At 57.7% G+C, this 16,636-nt stretch carries 9 protein-coding genes, 1 tRNA gene and 2 pseudogenes; 5 read left to right on the plus strand and 7 right to left on the minus strand.

Annotated features, from left to right (window positions below; genetic code table 11):
• Positions 1-715: 715 nt before the first annotated feature.
• Positions 716-826, plus strand: a pseudogene (locus WS68_RS29625) (AAA family ATPase); the annotation flags it as partial.
• 135 nt (positions 827-961) lie between these two features.
• Here the strand turns inward: WS68_RS29625 and WS68_RS15245 are convergent.
• Positions 962-2,836: an alkaline phosphatase family protein gene (locus WS68_RS15245; RefSeq protein ID WP_059571605.1), complete on the minus strand. Its 1,875-nt coding sequence runs from the start codon at positions 2,834-2,836 to the stop codon at positions 962-964.
• 318 nt (positions 2,837-3,154) lie between these two features.
• Here WS68_RS15245 and WS68_RS26305 point away from each other — a divergent pair.
• Positions 3,155-3,412: pseudogene (locus WS68_RS26305) on the plus strand (glutathione S-transferase family protein); the annotation flags it as partial.
• Positions 3,413-3,434: 22 nt separating this feature from the next.
• Here the strand turns inward: WS68_RS26305 and WS68_RS15250 are convergent.
• Positions 3,435-3,833, minus strand: a complete 399-nt coding sequence (locus WS68_RS15250; protein ID WP_059571606.1) for a hypothetical protein — start codon at positions 3,831-3,833, stop codon at positions 3,435-3,437.
• A gap of 15 nt (positions 3,834-3,848) precedes the next feature.
• The gene (locus tag WS68_RS15255; protein ID WP_059571607.1) at positions 3,849-5,234 is read right to left on the minus strand and encodes an MFS transporter; all 1,386 of its coding nucleotides are present in this window, start codon (positions 5,232-5,234) and stop codon (positions 3,849-3,851) included.
• Between the two features lie 198 nt (positions 5,235-5,432).
• Here WS68_RS15255 and WS68_RS15260 point away from each other — a divergent pair, with 198 nt between their 5' ends.
• Positions 5,433-6,350 carry a LysR family transcriptional regulator gene (locus WS68_RS15260; RefSeq protein ID WP_059571608.1) on the plus strand — a complete coding sequence of 306 codons (918 nt, stop codon included), beginning with the start codon at positions 5,433-5,435 and terminating at the stop codon, positions 6,348-6,350.
• Between the two features lie 77 nt (positions 6,351-6,427).
• Here WS68_RS15260 and WS68_RS15265 read toward each other — a convergent pair whose 3' ends face one another.
• Positions 6,428-7,459, minus strand: coding sequence for a LysR substrate-binding domain-containing protein (locus tag WS68_RS15265; RefSeq protein ID WP_231753031.1), 1,032 nt, complete (start codon positions 7,457-7,459; stop codon positions 6,428-6,430).
• On the opposite strand from WS68_RS15265, the gene WS68_RS15270 reads away from it, so the two are divergent.
• Complete coding sequence (locus WS68_RS15270) at positions 7,458-8,054, plus strand: NAD(P)H-dependent oxidoreductase (RefSeq protein ID WP_059571610.1); 597 nt, start codon at positions 7,458-7,460, stop codon at positions 8,052-8,054. The genes WS68_RS15265 and WS68_RS15270 overlap by 2 nt on opposite strands.
• 101 nt (positions 8,055-8,155) lie before the next feature.
• On the opposite strand, the gene WS68_RS15275 is transcribed toward WS68_RS15270, so the two are convergent.
• Positions 8,156-8,231 (minus strand) — tRNA-Ile (locus tag WS68_RS15275).
• 269 nt (positions 8,232-8,500) lie between these two features.
• A complete protein-coding gene (locus tag WS68_RS15280; protein ID WP_082710073.1) occupies positions 8,501-10,210 on the minus strand; it encodes a pyridoxal-dependent decarboxylase in 1,710 nt (569 codons plus the stop codon).
• Between the two features lie 1,901 nt (positions 10,211-12,111).
• Here WS68_RS15280 and WS68_RS15285 point away from each other — a divergent pair.
• Complete coding sequence (locus WS68_RS15285; RefSeq protein ID WP_059571612.1) at positions 12,112-14,613, plus strand: glycosyl hydrolase family 65 protein; 2,502 nt, start codon at positions 12,112-12,114, stop codon at positions 14,611-14,613.
• Positions 14,614-14,780: 167 nt separating this feature from the next.
• On the opposite strand, the gene WS68_RS15290 is transcribed toward WS68_RS15285, so the two are convergent.
• Positions 14,781-16,636, minus strand: a 1,856-nt coding sequence (locus tag WS68_RS15290) for a Tn3 family transposase (RefSeq protein WP_231753032.1), incomplete at its 5' end; no start/stop codon positions are given.

Consider the following 16,636-nt stretch of genomic DNA (forward strand, 5'->3'; position numbering starts at 1 on the left):
GAAGCTTTAAATGCTTAATTGGTGTTATCGAAATGGATCGCTAAAACGTTATCCCAACCATGAATATGAGCTTCGTTGCCGTCCGTGGATTAAGTGTTGGAGAAACCGAGGACATGATTCATGAAATCTCCCTACGTAGAGCACTTCATCTTAAGCAATAGATGTGCCATAGGTATTAAATCACTGTTTTTTAAAAACAATCCTTGAAATCCCCCCATGGGGCAGTGGCTAAATGGACGGATCAGTCCACGACCAGGAACGGCTTGCAGGACGGTATCGTCCATTGATCAAGCCATCCACGAGGCCAGCCGCGTGACGGAAGTTGCATGTGGCTTTCCGCGTTCTTCCGGAAATATCAGCCAAGCTGATGTAATCCGAAGCGGACGAAATGAACAGAGCAAGAAGGCACTTCACCGACGAATTTAAGCGTGAAGCCGTGGGCTGTGTAACGAGCCTGGTGCAACCGTCACGTAGATCGCGCATGGCTTGGACATTGGTGATAGCGTGTTCGCCGCTGGGGCAGGCCGGCGTGTAACGGCGTGATGGAAATGGACGTCACAAGCTGCTGCGTGCGCAGGCGCAGTTGAAAGTACACTGTTTTCAGTTCGAACTGAAGCGGGGCACGATGGAATGCGACATGCTAAAAATACGCTCGGCTATTTCGCGAAGAACTCGGAGTGGGGTACGCCTGGATCCGCGACACACGAAACCCCAGCGCATCCGGATGGCGCTGCAGACCGCGCGACTCGGCACGATCGAGGCGCCGGCTGGCTACCAATTCAGCTTCCAGCCGGGCCTCGACCGAGATTGCATCATGACGCTGGCGTAGCACGAGTTCATCGAACGACGGCAGACCGAGCCCTTCTTCAACGAAGGGGGCGAAGTGTTCGGCGACAGCGTGGTGTGGAGCGCCAGCTACTTTGGCAAGTCGCACGGCAGCTATCTTGATAAATCAGCGGAATCAAAATTTCCAAAAATATCCGGTGGGTGATTGCGGGCCAAAGACTTGACACTCGCTGTTGCTCGCGCTCAATACCAGCGTGTCCGACAGCGTGCTGCCAGGGGCCACGGAGTAATGAAAAGCCCTCTGCGCGGCAGTCATTGCATTCACATAGACGATGAACGTCGAAGCCGCGCGCGACTTCGAATTGTCAAAGGTCAGCGTGATAGACGTCCCGCTCTTGGTGGCCGACACTTTCGCATCGTAAGGCAGCGGACAGGCCGATCGAGTTTCGGCCACGACGCCCGGTGCGAACGTGTCGTTGTCCGTGTACGGATAGGGCGCGTAGACCGCGTTGGGTCCGTTGACTGGCTCCTTGATCTTCCAGCCGGTGACATCGGTGTCGCTCGGTGTATTAATCGGCGATACGAGGTTCAACGTTTCGGTCAGGTCGCCGCAGACGGCTCGGCGCCATGCCGAGATGTTCGTGCACTGGACGGCGTTTGCCGGGTATCCCTTGGCGACGAGCCAAGTCTCGAGAAATCGGATCATCGAAGTATGGTCCGACAGGCGTGACGCAACGCGCCCCCCCTTGCTCCACGGCGAAACGACGATCATCGGGACGCGCGGCCCCAGACCGACGGGTTCCGAACCGTATGTTTCAGTTGACAGGTCGATGGGGGTGCCGCCGGCCGTGGTCAGATTGTGTTTTCCGTAACCGGCAAGCGGCGGAATCGGCGCGGGCACGTGATCGAAATATCCGTCGTTCTCGTCGTAAGTGATGAAGATCGCGCACTTTCCCCAGACATCCTTGCTGCCGATGATCGTATTGATGACGCGTTCGGCGAACGATTCTCCCGCACTCGACGTGGCAGTAGGATGCTCACTATACGTATAGGGTGCAACGATCCAAGACACGGCGGGAAACGTACTCTTGCCTTGCGCGTCCTTGCCTTGCAGGTCGGCTTGAAGGGAGGCGATGAGCGCGTCTGCGGAACGGATATCGTCATCGCCTGATTTGCCGGCATAGGTTCGCGCTTTCGCGATTTTTGCCGCATCGCCGCCGCGGCGGAAGTTGTTGAAGTAGGCAAGGGCGTTGTCGCCGTAGTTGCCGTAGCCTTGATAAACCTTCCAGCTGACCTTGTTGTCTTCCAGCACGTCGGCATAGGTTCGCCAGTTCCAGCCGTTTTGCCAGCCGCTATCTTTCGTGGAGTCGGACGTCACGTTGCTTTCCCACGCATCGTCGTTCTCGACGATGTAGTGCTTCCAGAGCGGATTGGTGATCGTGCTGCCGCCCGACGTTCCGGTCCACAGAAAGCGCCGATTCGGATTGGTTGGGCCGAAGAGCGAGCAATGGTACGCATCGCAGACAGTGAACGCGTTCGCCAGTGCGTAGTAGAACGGTAGATCCGCGGGTTTCAGGTAACCCATGGTCCAGTAACCTTTCTTCTGCGCCCACACGCTCCAGTTTTCCCACGTCCGCTGAGATCCTTTCCACGAATGGTCAAGATTGACGCCCTGATAGTTCACCGGCGTCGAAGCAGCCGGGTTCAGTGGGTAGGGCATCACGTTGTTGACGATCTTGCCCGACGGATCTTTTGCTTGATAGCTGCCGGTGGCGAGATTCGGTTGATACCAAACCGGTTGACCATTTGGCAGCGGCGCCGGATGCGGGTCCGAGAAGCCCCGCACGCCGGGCAGCATGCCGAAGTAGTGGTCGAACGAGCGGTTTTCCTGCATGAAGATGATGATGTGATCAATTCCGGCCAGCGTCGTCGGCTGTGTCGTCTGCGCAAGCGCGTTGCGGATGGTGGGCGGCAACGCCGAAATCAGACCGGCAGCGGCCAGCGTATTTGTTCCCAGCTTCAAAAAATCGCGGCGTTTTTTTGATGTCATTGGGCAACTCTATGTATTTAAAAATGCATCTAAAATGCAAATAAATATGTTTGGTCAAAAATAGAGCTTGCTGGCATTGCCTAATCAAACTGGAATGGCGGCGTGGCGATCCAGTCCTGCCGGATGAGCAATGAGATGAAGAGTTTGTCATTCGAAGAATGAAATACAGATGAAAAAGCAGGTAGACAAAATCCGACTGATTCTTGTCTCGAGGCGACACCGTTGCGGACAACGAAAGGAATTATTGTCGAAACTGCTGTATGCGGCGGGAGGCATGAGAAGGCGATGGGACGTTGTCAAGTTGCCGCTCGATCAGGTAGACCGCCGAAACTCCTTGGCAGATTCGATCCTGTACTCGAGCAGAATCCCGGCTATATCGCGGGCAGCGCGCTTAGCTATACGGACCTGGCGATGTTCCAATTGATCGAGGGCCTGCGCTATGCGTTTCCGAAAGCAATAAAGAAGCGCGCGGAGCGGAAAGTCGCGGCCCTCGTCGTGCGCCGCGCAGAATCGGAGCGCCGCATCCCGTTCAACGACATGAGGCTTTTCCGGCGCTGCCCGGAGCTGGGCAGGTAACGGCGGCCGGTACGCGCGCCGCTTACGCGGCCACCGGCGTCTCGTGCAGATGACGCCACACGATCACGCCGTCCGCTTCGCGCCGGAATATAGCTGTCGAGCGCCGCACTGTGCGCCGCTCTTCGCCGTCAGTCTGCGTCTCGCGATAGCCGATCGCCGCGCCATCAGACCAGACGGCAAGCACTTGCAATTCGTCGATGCCGATCATCAGTCTCGGACGTGCGCCGTGCCCATGCGAGAACAGCGCATTGACGCCTGCGTAATCGAGCACCGTCCCCGACAGCGTAATCATCGAAAACCCTGGCGAAAAGCGCGCCAGCAGCGTCGCGAGCCGTCCAGGCTCCGCGCGGCCCGACAGCCAATGTTCGATGTCGATGTGCGTGTCGACGACTTCCTTGAAAAACGGATTCGGTAGATTCATGAGTTTCTCGGGTTCTCAGGAGTGGGATGAAACAGGTTGCACGACCGGCGAGCGATGCGCGGGAAGCCGTGCAATCAGGCCGAGCGGCAGCAACGTCAGCAGCGCCGCCAGCCCGAAGCACCAGCGGTACGGTGCGAGCGACAGACGGCCCGCATCGAAGGCCAGCAACGCATTCAGCGCGCTGCCGAGTACGGCCACGCCGACGCAAAAGCTCAACTGGCGGTTGATGTTCCAAAGGGCGCTCGCATCGCCCATCCGATCGGCCGGCACGTCGACGAACGCCGCGCTTTGCGACGTACTCGTGCACAGGCTCGCGCCGAACCCCATCGCGGCGAATGCGGCAACGCGCACGGCTTCGCTGCTAGCCCACGGCGTTGCGAGCAGCGCGATGCCGACACAATCGATCGCGATCCCGTATGCGAGCAGCGGCTTAGCGCCGTGGCGCGGAAAATAGCGACGCGTCGTCGTGATCGCGAAGAACGCCGCGATCGCCCACGGCAGCATCATTGCGCCGACATGCGCGGCGCTCAAGCCGAGCGCGTTCTGCAAATAGAGCGATGCGACGAGATTCACGCCCGTAAAGATGCCCGGCACGCACAGATAAATCACGACGCCGATCCGCAACAACGGCTGCGCGAGCAGACTCAGGTCGAGCACAGGCGACGCGGCAAGACGCTCATGCTTCACATAGCTGGCACCGGCAGCGATCGCAATCGCCAGCATCGCAAGCGGGAATGCCGCGCCACCGGGCTGCCCGGCTGCGGTCAGTCCGAGCAGCAACGCGATCAGCGCCGTTGCGCTCAGGCAGAATCCCAACCAGTCGAGGCGCGGCGGCCGCTCGTGCGCACCGTCGCGCGGCAACCAGGCGAACGCAAGCGCGCAGGTCGTAGCAGCGATCGGCAACATCGCAAAGAAGATCGCGCGCCACGACCCGCGATCGATGATTGCACCGCCGATCGCGGGCGACAGCGCTGGTACGAGCAGCGCGACCATCATCACAACGGAGGTGAGCCGCGCCCGCGCCTGCGGCGGATACGCGCGATAGGCCATCGTCTGGCCGACCGGAATCAGCAGCCCGCCGCCGAGCCCCTGGACCAGCCGCCAGGCAAGCAGCATTTCGATCGACGGCGACGCGCCAACGCCTGCGCTGCCGAGCCCGAACAGCAACAACGAGGCGGCGAATACGCGACGCTCGCCGCAGCGGCGCGCAAGCCATGTGCCGAACGGAATCACGACCGTCAGGCCGAGCACGTACATGTTGCCGACCCACGCGAGTTGCGCGACCGATGCGTGCAGTTCGCGCTGCAGTGCCGGATACGCGGCGTTCAGCATGAACATGTTCGCGAGATCGATCGCGAATCCAAGCAGATAGACAGCGGCGATTCTGGAACGGTTTGGCATGGCGGCGGCAACATCACGAAGACGCTGTAGTGTAGAAGCCGGCATTCGCATCAGAAAGCAGCCTGATTCGACCAGTCTGATCGGAAATTTTTGACAATCGCCGCGCGGTCCGGCAACAACACTCGGCGCCCCGCACCCGGCCGCACATTCGGGTACCATTCGAGCGATCCAACGCATAGACAGAACCCACGCCCGACTATGGTGAGCCTCGATCGTTTCGTCGTATTTCGTGCCGTGGTTGAAGCGGGCTCGTTCACGGCCGCCGCGACCGTGCTGAACCAGGCGCGCGCAGCCGTCAGTTTCAACATCAAGCAGCTCGAAGCCGAGCTTGGCGTCACGCTGCTCACGCGGACGACGCGACGCATCGAGCTGACCGATGCCGGCGAGCGCTTCTACCGGCGCTGCCTGCGCGTGCTCGATGAGGCCGAAGGCGCGATCGACGAGGTGCGCGGCGAGCATGGCGGGATGGAGGGCATCCTGCGCGTGACGTCGACGGTCGAGTATGCGGCGCGCGTACTCGCACCGGCGCTGCACGCGTTTGCCGCGCAGCATCCCGCGTTGCGCGTGTGGCTCGAAACGCATACGTCACAAGCCGATCTCGTGCGCGACCGCTTCGACGTCGCCATCCGGCTCGGACGCCACGAACACTTTCGCGACCTGCCGTATCGCGGCATCCGTCTTGCCACCTACAACGTGCTTCCCGTGATGGCGCCCGATCTGCCTGAGCGGGTTGGCGCTCCATGGCCGACATCGCCTGACGACCTGATCCGTCTGCCGCAACTCGGCCACAGTCGGCTGGAGCGGATTGCCGAATGGACGCTCACCGATCGCGCAGGCCACGAACACGCATTCCGGCCTCGCGCGAAACCGCAGATCGTCGTCGACAACGCATCGGTATTGCGCGAACTCGCGCGGCAAGGCAGTGGCGTCGCGCTGCTGCCCGAATGGCTCGTGCACGACGATCTCAAAAGCGGCGCGCTGGTCGACGCGTTGCCCTCGTACCGGTTTGCACAACAGAGCGTCTATGCGCTTTACGTTGCGACACGGCACGTGCCGCAGAAAGTGCGCGCGTGGGTGGATTTCATGAAGGGGTTCTGTTGCATCAGGCCAGTCTGATAAGCTGGCCGCGTCAAAGCGAAACGGTACGAGGATGAATCCGACAGTGAGGTAGGAAGGCGCGTCATGCCGCTTCGTCACATCCGCGCTTCGACCGCGGCGAGCCGGGCGGGAAGATGGGCCAGCAGCGCATCGACCGCCGCCCGGACTCTCAGCGGAAGATGCAGCGTATATGGCCACACTGCATGAATCGGATGGATCACGCCGGGCCGATTGGGCAGCAACTCCCGCAATGCGCCACTACGCAGCGCATCGCGCACCAGCCAGTAAGGCAGCCAGGTCACGCCGAGATCGGCGGCGGCGGCATCCATCAGCGCGCGCAAGTCGTCCGACAGCAACCGAACGGCAGGCTGCAGCTCCACGCGCTGGCCGTCGACGATGACGGGCCAGCGAAGCACCTGACCAAAGCGCGTGTAGGCCAGCGCCTTGTGCTGCTCCAGTTCCTCGTAGGTCTGCGGTTCGCCGTAGCGACTTAGGTAAGCCGGCGATGCACAGAACGCCATCCGGTGCTCGCCCAGCGGACGCGCGACCAGCCCGCTGCTGTTTGGCAACGTGCCGATGCGCACCGCCAGATCAAAACGCTCTTCGACCAGGTCGACGGACCGGTCGCTAAACGACAGGTCCAGATCGAGTTCGGGGTGCGCCTTCGCCAATTCGATCAGGATCGGCGTCACGCACAGATGACCGAACAGCGTCGGCATCGACACGCGTAGCCGTCCTTTTATTTGCCATTTGCCGGTTTCCAGCAGCGCCTCGCCCGCCTGGATTTCCTCCATCGCGCGCAAGCAGTGCTCGTAGAACAGCGAACCTTCGTCGGTCAGGCTCTGGCTGCGCGTCGTGCGCTGAAACAGCACCACGCCCAGTCGCTCTTCGAGGCGCGCGATACTCTTGCCGACAGCCGAGCGCGTGATATGCAGTTTCTCGGCAGCCTGAGCGAAGCTGCTTGCTTCCACCGCGGCGACGAAAACGTCGATGCCCTTCAGATTGTTTCGCATGCAATTGGAGATAAATGCGCTACACAATGCGTCAATATTATCTCTTTTGGCGATAAAAAGTGAATGATAGGATGGATCCCAGCCCTCAACAAGCGTAACGGAGCACGCCACCATGGCCCGGATTCTCGCCCTCAAATCCAGCATCAACGGCAGCCAGTCGCAAACCAGTGCGCTGATCGGCACATTCCTCGCCCAGCGTCAGGCCAACGGCCACGCGGATGACGTGATCGTGCGCGATCTCGTCGGCGACGACCTGCCGGTGCTCGACAGCGAGCTGTTTCATGCGCTGCGCGGCGCGGAGCCTCCGAGCGAACGCGCGCAACGGGTCGTCGCGCTGTCCGACGCACTGATCGCTGAACTCAAGAACAGCGACCTGCTGCTGATCGGTGCGCCGATGTACAACCACAACGTGCCGACCCAGTTGAAGAACTGGTTCGACCTCGTCGCGCGCGCACGTGTGACGTTCCGGTACACGGAGACCTGCCCGATGGGTCTCGTCGAAGGCGTCAGTGCGATCGTGTTCAGTTCGCGCGGTGGTATGCACGTCGGCCAGGAGACGAATGCGGTCACGCCATACCTGCGCGCCGTGCTCGGCTTGATGGGTATCGACGATGTGAAATTCGTCTATGCGGAAGGGCTGGACATGAAGCCGCACGGCTTCAACGCCGGGCTGGAAAGCGCGCGCCAGCAGATGGCAGCGTTGCAATAAGGACGGCGATCGACGGGAGTCGCCAGATATTGCAGGCTAGTGAACCCGTCCGGAAAAGCGGGGGAGGGCCAGATGTGTTTACCAGTTTTGTCTCCCGGGCATGGTGGGCCTGGCTGGATTCGAACCAGCGACCAATCGATTATGAGTCGACTGCTCTTACCCCTGAGCTACAGGCCCCAATCAGCTCTATCTAAGAAGCGCTACTATCCCCTTTCAGGCACAAGCTTAAATGAGCTATTTTTTAGACCATAAAACATAAGATCACCACCATGCCCATCAAAAAAACAATTAATAAAACGAGCCACGCCAACCATATTGGCCGCCGCAATGAAAAATATCATGAAATTCAATCCCGCACATCCGGAAAATTAATTAAACAAACACCCTGCAAATTTCCGCAGGGTGAAATTTCCGACCTCAAATAGTATTTTTATTAATTTCCAAAATTAGCATTCCAGTACGCCGCGGAACATTTTCGATTCCGCCTCCTTGGAAACGAACGAATATTCTTCCGGCGTCTTGGAATCCAAATACTTAAATCCATCCTCGATATCTTTCACCAAAAAATCAATTTTGTCATGAGAGATATCTTGCCGGCAAACAACACGCATTACCTCGATGCCGTCAGGTATTTCATTATTCGTGTAAGGCAGTTTATACGCCGGCAACCGCCAACCCTGCTTAAGCAATTCATTTGACAGGTCAGTCAGATTCCAGTTCTGCCCAGCAGATTGATTAAGTTTGAAAACAACCATAGTGAATTTCTTCGGGTCGTTAATCAACTCCAAACGCCCGGAGATAACCTTGCTTTCCTTCAATTTAGACTCTAAATATCTGGCGTTGGCAATGCACTGCTTATTTACGCTTTCGTAGCCGCGCCGCCCAAATCGAATGAGATTGTAATAACTTGCAATAACCATGGAGCTGCCACGCGAAAAATTCACATTATAGTCCGTGAATGCGGCGCCCAAATATGTTATCGAATTAATCAATTCTTCCGGAACGACATTCCAGTCTGAAAAGACAACGGTTCCGCATCCGGGGTAAACCATCCCAAATTTATGATTGGACACATTGATTGATTTAACCTTGGAAACCCGAAAATCCCATGCAAATTCAGGATCGGAAAAGGGTACGAGAAATCCACCACTCGCGGCGTCAACGTGCATTGGGATATCCAGCTTGATCTTGCCTTCGTCGAAATAATTATTCGGAGTGCCAGCCGCAGCCGCCTCACCGATCTTTATTTCTTCGGCAATATTATAGACATCGTCCGCTTCCCCGGTGAACGTCGTCCCAACCACTGCCCCGATGCAGCAAATCAACTCGGACAGCATTTTGTTATCATATATCGACGTCAGTATTTCCTTTTCCCTTCCACTGGCGGCGTCCATATACTCCTTATTGCAGTAGATCAAATTGTCACTAAGCACTTTTTTCATTCCAATGTGCTTTTGACTTTGGCTCTCAATAAGGTCCTTTACTCGCATCTTCAACATTTCAGAAATGTCTTTCGGTTGAAGCGTCCAGCGTTTATCGGACAAATTAATTACAAGTGCAGGGGTATTAAAATAGTTGCTATACTTATTCCAACAAGTATGCACGTCCCGGGCATACAGCAAGAACGGCTTGTCATAGCTGTAATACGGAACTTGCTGCACTTCTCCAACCGTAAATCGCAAATTGCGCCTGGATTCCCATGCGTGATCCCAATTTCTTCGATGAGCCATCAGTCCAAGCATGATAGCTTCCGAAGACCCAATCGTCGGTGTACCCAACACTTGATTGGACTTGTGTTCGCTCTCGGCGTTGGTGCCGTTAAAAAATGAATGGATGATTTTAACGACCCTCTCACCCATAACGGTCATGGCCGGATATTCACTTTTGTCGATATATACCTTACCGATAGCCCGATGAATCAGTGCGTCGCACTCCGGGTCCATGTAATCGCAAATATACGACCCCAGATCCGCGGAATTTCTTGCGTCGTAATCAAGCTCGTCTTCGATTAGTCGACGCGCCTCTCTCGGATCCATCGGTTCGTCATTCATGCGGCTGGACGGCGCGGGATTTACGAATGCGCTTCTGCCGTAAGTCGGCGTGAGATAATCAATCTCAGCACCATCTTGCGCTATTTGATTGTTTCGAGTATCCATTTTTATCCTTGTGCTATATTTTGTAAGCTTCAATTATCAGAAATTTTTTTCAAAATCGAACCATATGAGATCGGTTCGCCTTCAAGATATTCCTTATCGCTTTTTAAAAATCACCTCCTTTTCAACTCACAACAATTAAATTAAAAATTTACCAAGCTCCATTTGCTGATATTCATTTATATTTCTTCTCCGATTGATAAATCGATATCCAAGATGGATTCGATTCATGCCATCACCTCGGCAGTTCTGCATCAGCAACAACCGTGCCAGGCCGCCAATTCGTCGTTTAGACTAGAGAGGCGAAGCGGATGAATCTTGAGAATTAGGCGAAACTGGACGAATTAGTCCATCTTCACGAATGGGAAGGACGAAGTCGGCCATTGATTCGCTTTAGGAACCTTGGGCCGGGCGCTATTGCATTACCGTTACCTGCCCATCGCTGGCAATTTCAATCTCAGCTCAAAATGTGGCGGACGGACTTACGGCAAGAGCCGTGATGCAGTACCAGGTTACGAACGGGGATGAACAAGGTAAGCGCGTATGTATGCGCTGCAGCGCATACATACGCGCTTTTAGGCTCAGTCCCGGTTATGTCCAGCGCGCGATAGCTTGAGTTTCTGCGGTGACCATGGAGTGCCGGTTAAAGCCGGCCGGCATCTGAAACGTTTTCGCATAATCGAAGCAAACTTCCTCGATCGACCATTCCGGTCGACGGGAGAAGCTCATAAACAACACGCCGTCTCCGGCTTCGTCCGGACCCTGGTCATGAGGTAAGGGCAAGCGTTTGGCACAGGCAGAACTACCCGATGAACTGAACAGCCGGGCCGGCGCATTCGATCGTCATCTCTCGCAAGTCAGGGGTCTTGCAGACTGGGGCCCACCGCCAATATCGATTCTTTATCCGGCGATTTCCGGCGGAGTACTACCCGGCCACCGCCTGTTCCCCATGGAGGCCGCGCACGGAATGGATCGCCACCTTGGTTTGCCAAGAGGCATGGACACTCGCGGAAGTAGCCAGGAACCGCACTGCGAGCCTCGGTCCGGGATTGGTTGCTCTACGACGGCATGGCGGGCCGTGAACTGGAAGCAGCGATTCCCTCGGTGCTTCAGTGGGATTATGTCTCTCGGCCGGTTCGGCTCGCCGGCGCGTGCTTGACGCAGCACTGGATAGATGCTCGACGATATTGGCTGAATCGAGGGCAGTGTGCGCATTTGTTCTTGGAAAGTCTCACCGTGAACGGCGATCGCCGTTGCCTTGCGAACACGTCCAGGAAGTCCGCCAGGTGCCGCAGATGCCGACGATCGGCGTTGCGTTTATGGGGGAGGCTTCAGAAAACGGAAAATATTGCCCACTAAGACCGCCGAAGGTCGCCCTCTAACGATATGTTGGCACAAAGTGGAAACTGAGGGATTACGAAAAACGTGTCCTCGGCTTGAAGCGGTAGGCGCAGTGATTAGCTGATTCCATCAGGGACAGAGGCGTCGCAGTCGCCTCCTCAACAGTCCGGATGTATGGCCTCAATCTCAATCCGTCTGCCGATCGTGTTCGGCTGCCTTGCAAAACTGGGGCGTCCATGTATGCGGGAGGGGATCGGTCAGGTAACTGACCGTCCCTATCCCGATTTTTAGCGGGTTTACCCGCTGTAGGCAATTTATTTTGGTGGCGCTAAATTGGGCTCGACTGGTATTAAATTGGTTTTAATTCGAATCCCCCGGAAAACCGGAAATTAGCAACAGCGACGCGCCAATTCCCTAGGCGCCGTGCGCCATGGTGCTTGTCGGCCTGGATTGATTCGGATTCCTTTTAATAAATCGTGCCGGCAGAGCATTACACGTCGATGGACAATCCGATCCGCGGCTCTGATCAACAGAATAGCTTTGCATGCTTCAGGAAGAGACACATGGACAAGGTGCATAGAGTAAAGGTTGTCCACGCGGCGATCATGGCTGCCTTCATGCTGACCGCATGCGGTGGTGATGAAACGCGGCCGAGCAACGCAGGGCTCGTCGCCGGTGGAGGTTCAAACGGGCAGCCCAACGAAACGGCCACTGGGGCGGGCAGCACCGCGTCGCCCGAGATTTCGAACGGCGTGCCATCGGTAAACGGCGCAACGGAGCCCGCTGAACCGCTGTCTAGGCCGGTTGCCGATGCGTCGACCTGGCAGCTGACCAATACGCAATTCACGACGGCCGATCCGGGGGCGATAACCTACGTGGGCAACGGCTACCTGAGCGCGCAGATTGGACCGCTGGGCCAGGGTTACTGGTCGAGCAGCGATACGAACGGATGGACCAACTACCGCTCTCGCAGAACGTCTGCGTTTGCCGCGGATTTTCCGACCGGCGACGGCAGCTATATCGGCGACCTTCCGCTCTGGACGGGCTTGACGCTCGCAACATCGAGCGGATGGCTGGACCTAAATCTGACGAGTCTTGCGTCGAGAATAAAGAACTACTCGCAACAGCTCGATACCCAGCATGGCGTCGTAACGACGACGTTCCAGGTCGCGAGCGATCTGCAGCCGATCACATCCGCCAGCAATCTCGTTTCCGTGAAAATAGCGTCGATCGCTGACCGTAACGACGAACACCACGGGATGGTGACGCTGGAGGTCACGCCAACGGCCACCACTCAGCTTTCCGTCATCGCCGATCTGGATATCAGCGGCAATGCCACCACCGTCGTGCAGCGCGCGCAGTCCGCCACGACGCAAACCGCCAGCGTGACGGTCGTCAATGGCTCGGCATCGGCTTCGAACATGAAGTATGCGGTTGTCCAGCAGCGGGTGGTCTCGCCTACCGGACTTCCCGCTGCAACGACCTTCCAGTGGTCAACGACCAACGGCACGCAAATCACGTTCAATGCTCAGGCGGGCGTGACGTATCGTTTCGTCAAGCATGTCGGTGTCGGCGTAGCCGCCACGGCGAGCGATGCCGGCAACGTCGCGGCGTCCGCGATCGCGGCGGCGATGACATCCACGCCGGACACGATCCTCGCCAACCACTTCGCGGCATGGGAGAAGATCTGGAACAGTGACATTGTCACGCCTGGCAGCGCGGATCTGCAGCAGCGCATCCATTCCGCAGGCTACAACCTCTATTCGAGCCTTCGTCCGAACGGCACTGAGAGCGTGGGGCCGGCCGGGCTGGGAAGTCTCAGCTACGATGGCCAGATTTACTGGGATGCGGATAGCTGGATGCTTCCGCCGGTGCTCGTTCTGAACCCCGATCTTGCCGGTACGATCGTCAATTACCGGGTCAAGCAATTGACCACTGCGAAAGCGAGCGCGCAAGCGCTGTCGATCACGCCAAAGGTCGGCACGCCCGCCTACGTGCCGTGGTCGCGCCGCGAGCCTTACGCATACGGCAATCCCGATTGGCGCACCGCGCTGCCTCAGCCGCATCTGATGGGCGATATCGCGATGGGGCTGTACGATTACTATGCAACGACAGCCGACACGGCCTGGCTCAAGAACGGCGCATTCGACATGATTTCGGGCATCGGCGACTGGTTCCGAACCGTCTCGGTCAAGAACGGCTCCGGTCAATACACTTTGAAAGGCGTTCAGGGTGTCGACGAGACCGCGTCGAACGTCAACGATCATGCGTTCACGAATGCCGGCATGTGGCGCACGATGCAAATTCTCCAGCAGCTTGCACCCGCGGCGGGCAAGACGATCAATCCAACCTGGGCCTCCTATCAGAACGTTGCGATTCCGACGGATCCGAACGTCGCGAACGTGACGGCCGAGTACGCGGGATTCACGACGACGGGAACCTACAAGCCGATTCAAATCGACTCGCTTCTCGTTCAATACCCTGCGCAATATCCGCTGCCGCCGGGCAGGGCGCTGAACGACTATCGCGCGTATTCCGCGATCACGCGCAGCAATCGGCCGGGGTTCGGCGACGCGGGGTTCTCGATCATCGCCTCGAAGCTCGGCACATGCTCGATGTCGTCTCAGTTTCAGGCTGCGACGTCGCCGTTCATGCGCGGCCCGTTTCTCAACTATTGGGAAACGCGCGATCTTGCCCAGTATCCCGACGCGAACGCCTATATCAAGTTTCCCGCGCTGCCGTTTCTGACCGGCGCTGGCGCGTTCTTGCAGACCATGACGCACGGGTTGACCGGTTATCGATTCCGTACAGACATGATGGAGTTCGATCCCGCATTGCCAAGCGAGTCAGTATTGCCTGGAACCTTGGCGATACGGGGCCTGCATTGGCAAGGGCGGATCGTCGATGTGCTCATGACACGTACCGGCACGACGATTCAGCTGGTATCCGGTTCACCCACCCAAATTCAGACGCCGGCCGGCACCAGGCCGCTATCGGTCGCCGTACCCGTGCGGATTCCAACGCGCGCGCCCGCGTTGCCGACTACCGGCGGGGGATGTGAATGAGTCGACCCGGCGGTTCCGAGCGCGCGGACGTTCGGAGTATCCTGATACGGGTGGGACGACGGGGAGCGGGAATCGGGCACGAGTCCGGGGAGGTGCGACGGCATATAGCACAAGAATCGGGGCTGGTTCGGCCCGATAGGTCGATTCAACTGGCGTCGCTAGCGCGCTCACGCATTTGGTAACGGGCGAAGCGGCCTGAATTTACTGACCCCGAGTTTCCGGTTCCGCTGCCACACATAGTCGCCCGTCAGATGGATGTGCTCCCAGCCCAGCGGCGACAGAAATGGCAGCAACGTGGCGTCCACCGGCACGCCTCGCGCATGCATGGCCTCGATCGTTCGCTCGAGATAGACCGTGTTCCAAAGGACGATCACTGCGGTTACCAGGTTCAAGCCGCTCGCCCGATAGCGCTGCGCCTCGAAACTACGATCACGGATTTCGCCCAAGCGATGGAAAAATACGGCACGCGCGAGCGTGTTGCGGGCCTCGCCCTTGTTCAGGCCCGCGTGTACGCGGCGGCGCAGTTCGACGTCTTGCGGCCAATCGAGAATGAACAACGTGCGCTCGATGCGGCCGATTTCGCACAGTGCCACGGAAAGCCCATTCGGTCGGGGGTAGCTGTCGAGCTTGCGCAGCATCAGCGACGCGGTCACTGTACCTTGCCGAATCGACGTCGCCAGGCGCAGCACCTCGTCCCAGTTTTTCCGGATATGTTTCTCATTGTACGTGTCGCCAATCATTGCCGAAAGCGCGGGATAGTCCTTCACGCTGCCAGGCACATAGAGCTTCATGTCATCGAGATCGCGGATACGTGGCGCGAATCGAAACCCGAGTAAATGCATCAGTGCGAAGACATGATCCGTGAAGCCGTTGGTGCCGGTGTAGTGTTCCTTGATGTGCAGATCCGACTCGTGATACAGCAATCCGTCGAGCACATAGGTTGAGTCGCGCACGCCGACGTTTACGAGATTCTGATGAAACGGCGCGTACTGATCGGAAATGTGCGTATAGAATATCTGTCCCGGCTCGGCACCGTACTTCGGGTTGATGTGTCCGGTACTCTCAGCGCGGCCGCCGGCGCGAAAGCGCTGCCCGTCCGACGACGATGTGGTGCCGTCGCCCCAATGCGTGGCGAACGGATGAACGTACTGCGCATTAACCAGCTCAGCAAGCGCTTGCGAGTAGGTTTCGTCGCGGATATGCCATGCCTGCAGCCACGACAACTTCGAATAGGTCGTGCCTGGACACGCTTCGGCCATCTTGGTGAGGCCGAGATTGAGTGCATCGGCAAGGATCGTCGTAAGCAGCAACGTCTGCTCCTTCGACGTTTCGCCGGTCTTCAGATGCGTGAAGTGGCGGGTAAACCCTGTCCACGCGTTGACCTCCATCAGTAGCTCGGTGATTTTGACGCGTGGCAGCATGAGAGACGTCCGATCGATCAACGCTTGGGCGACATCGGGCACCGCTGCGTCCAATGGTGAGATCTTCAGTCCGAATTCGGTGAGAATTGCGTCCGACAAATCGTTTGCCGCAGCGAGGCTGTTGACCGTTTCCAGGCGTTTCGCCAGCAGTTGTCGACGTTCATCAAGATAGCGATCGCAATCCGTCATGATCGGCAACGGGAGACTGTTCAGCTGCCGGATGGTTTCGAATTTCTCGGTGGGCAACAAATATTCTTCAAAGTCTTTGAGCTGCCTCGAGCCTTGAACCCAGACATCGCCCGAGCGTAGGGCATTTTTTAGCTCAGCCAGGGCGCACAGCTCATAGTATCGGCGGTTGACGCCGGTCTCGGTTACCACGAGCGGCTGCCAACGCGGTTTGATAAATGCTGTCGGTACGTCAGCGGACAAGCGTCGCGCACCGTCATTGTCTGCGGCACGAATGGCGTCAACGGCGGCCATCACATCCATCGCGGCAGGTGCTGCACGAAGTTGCAGGACCTCCAGGGAACCTGTCCGCATTTTTGTGGGCGAGGCGGTTGAACAGCACGTTATCCACGCGCCTGCATAAATCGCTCGCCGCC

It is taken from the genome of Burkholderia sp. TSV86 (assembly GCF_001522865.1).
GTDB lineage: Bacteria > Pseudomonadota > Gammaproteobacteria > Burkholderiales > Burkholderiaceae > Burkholderia.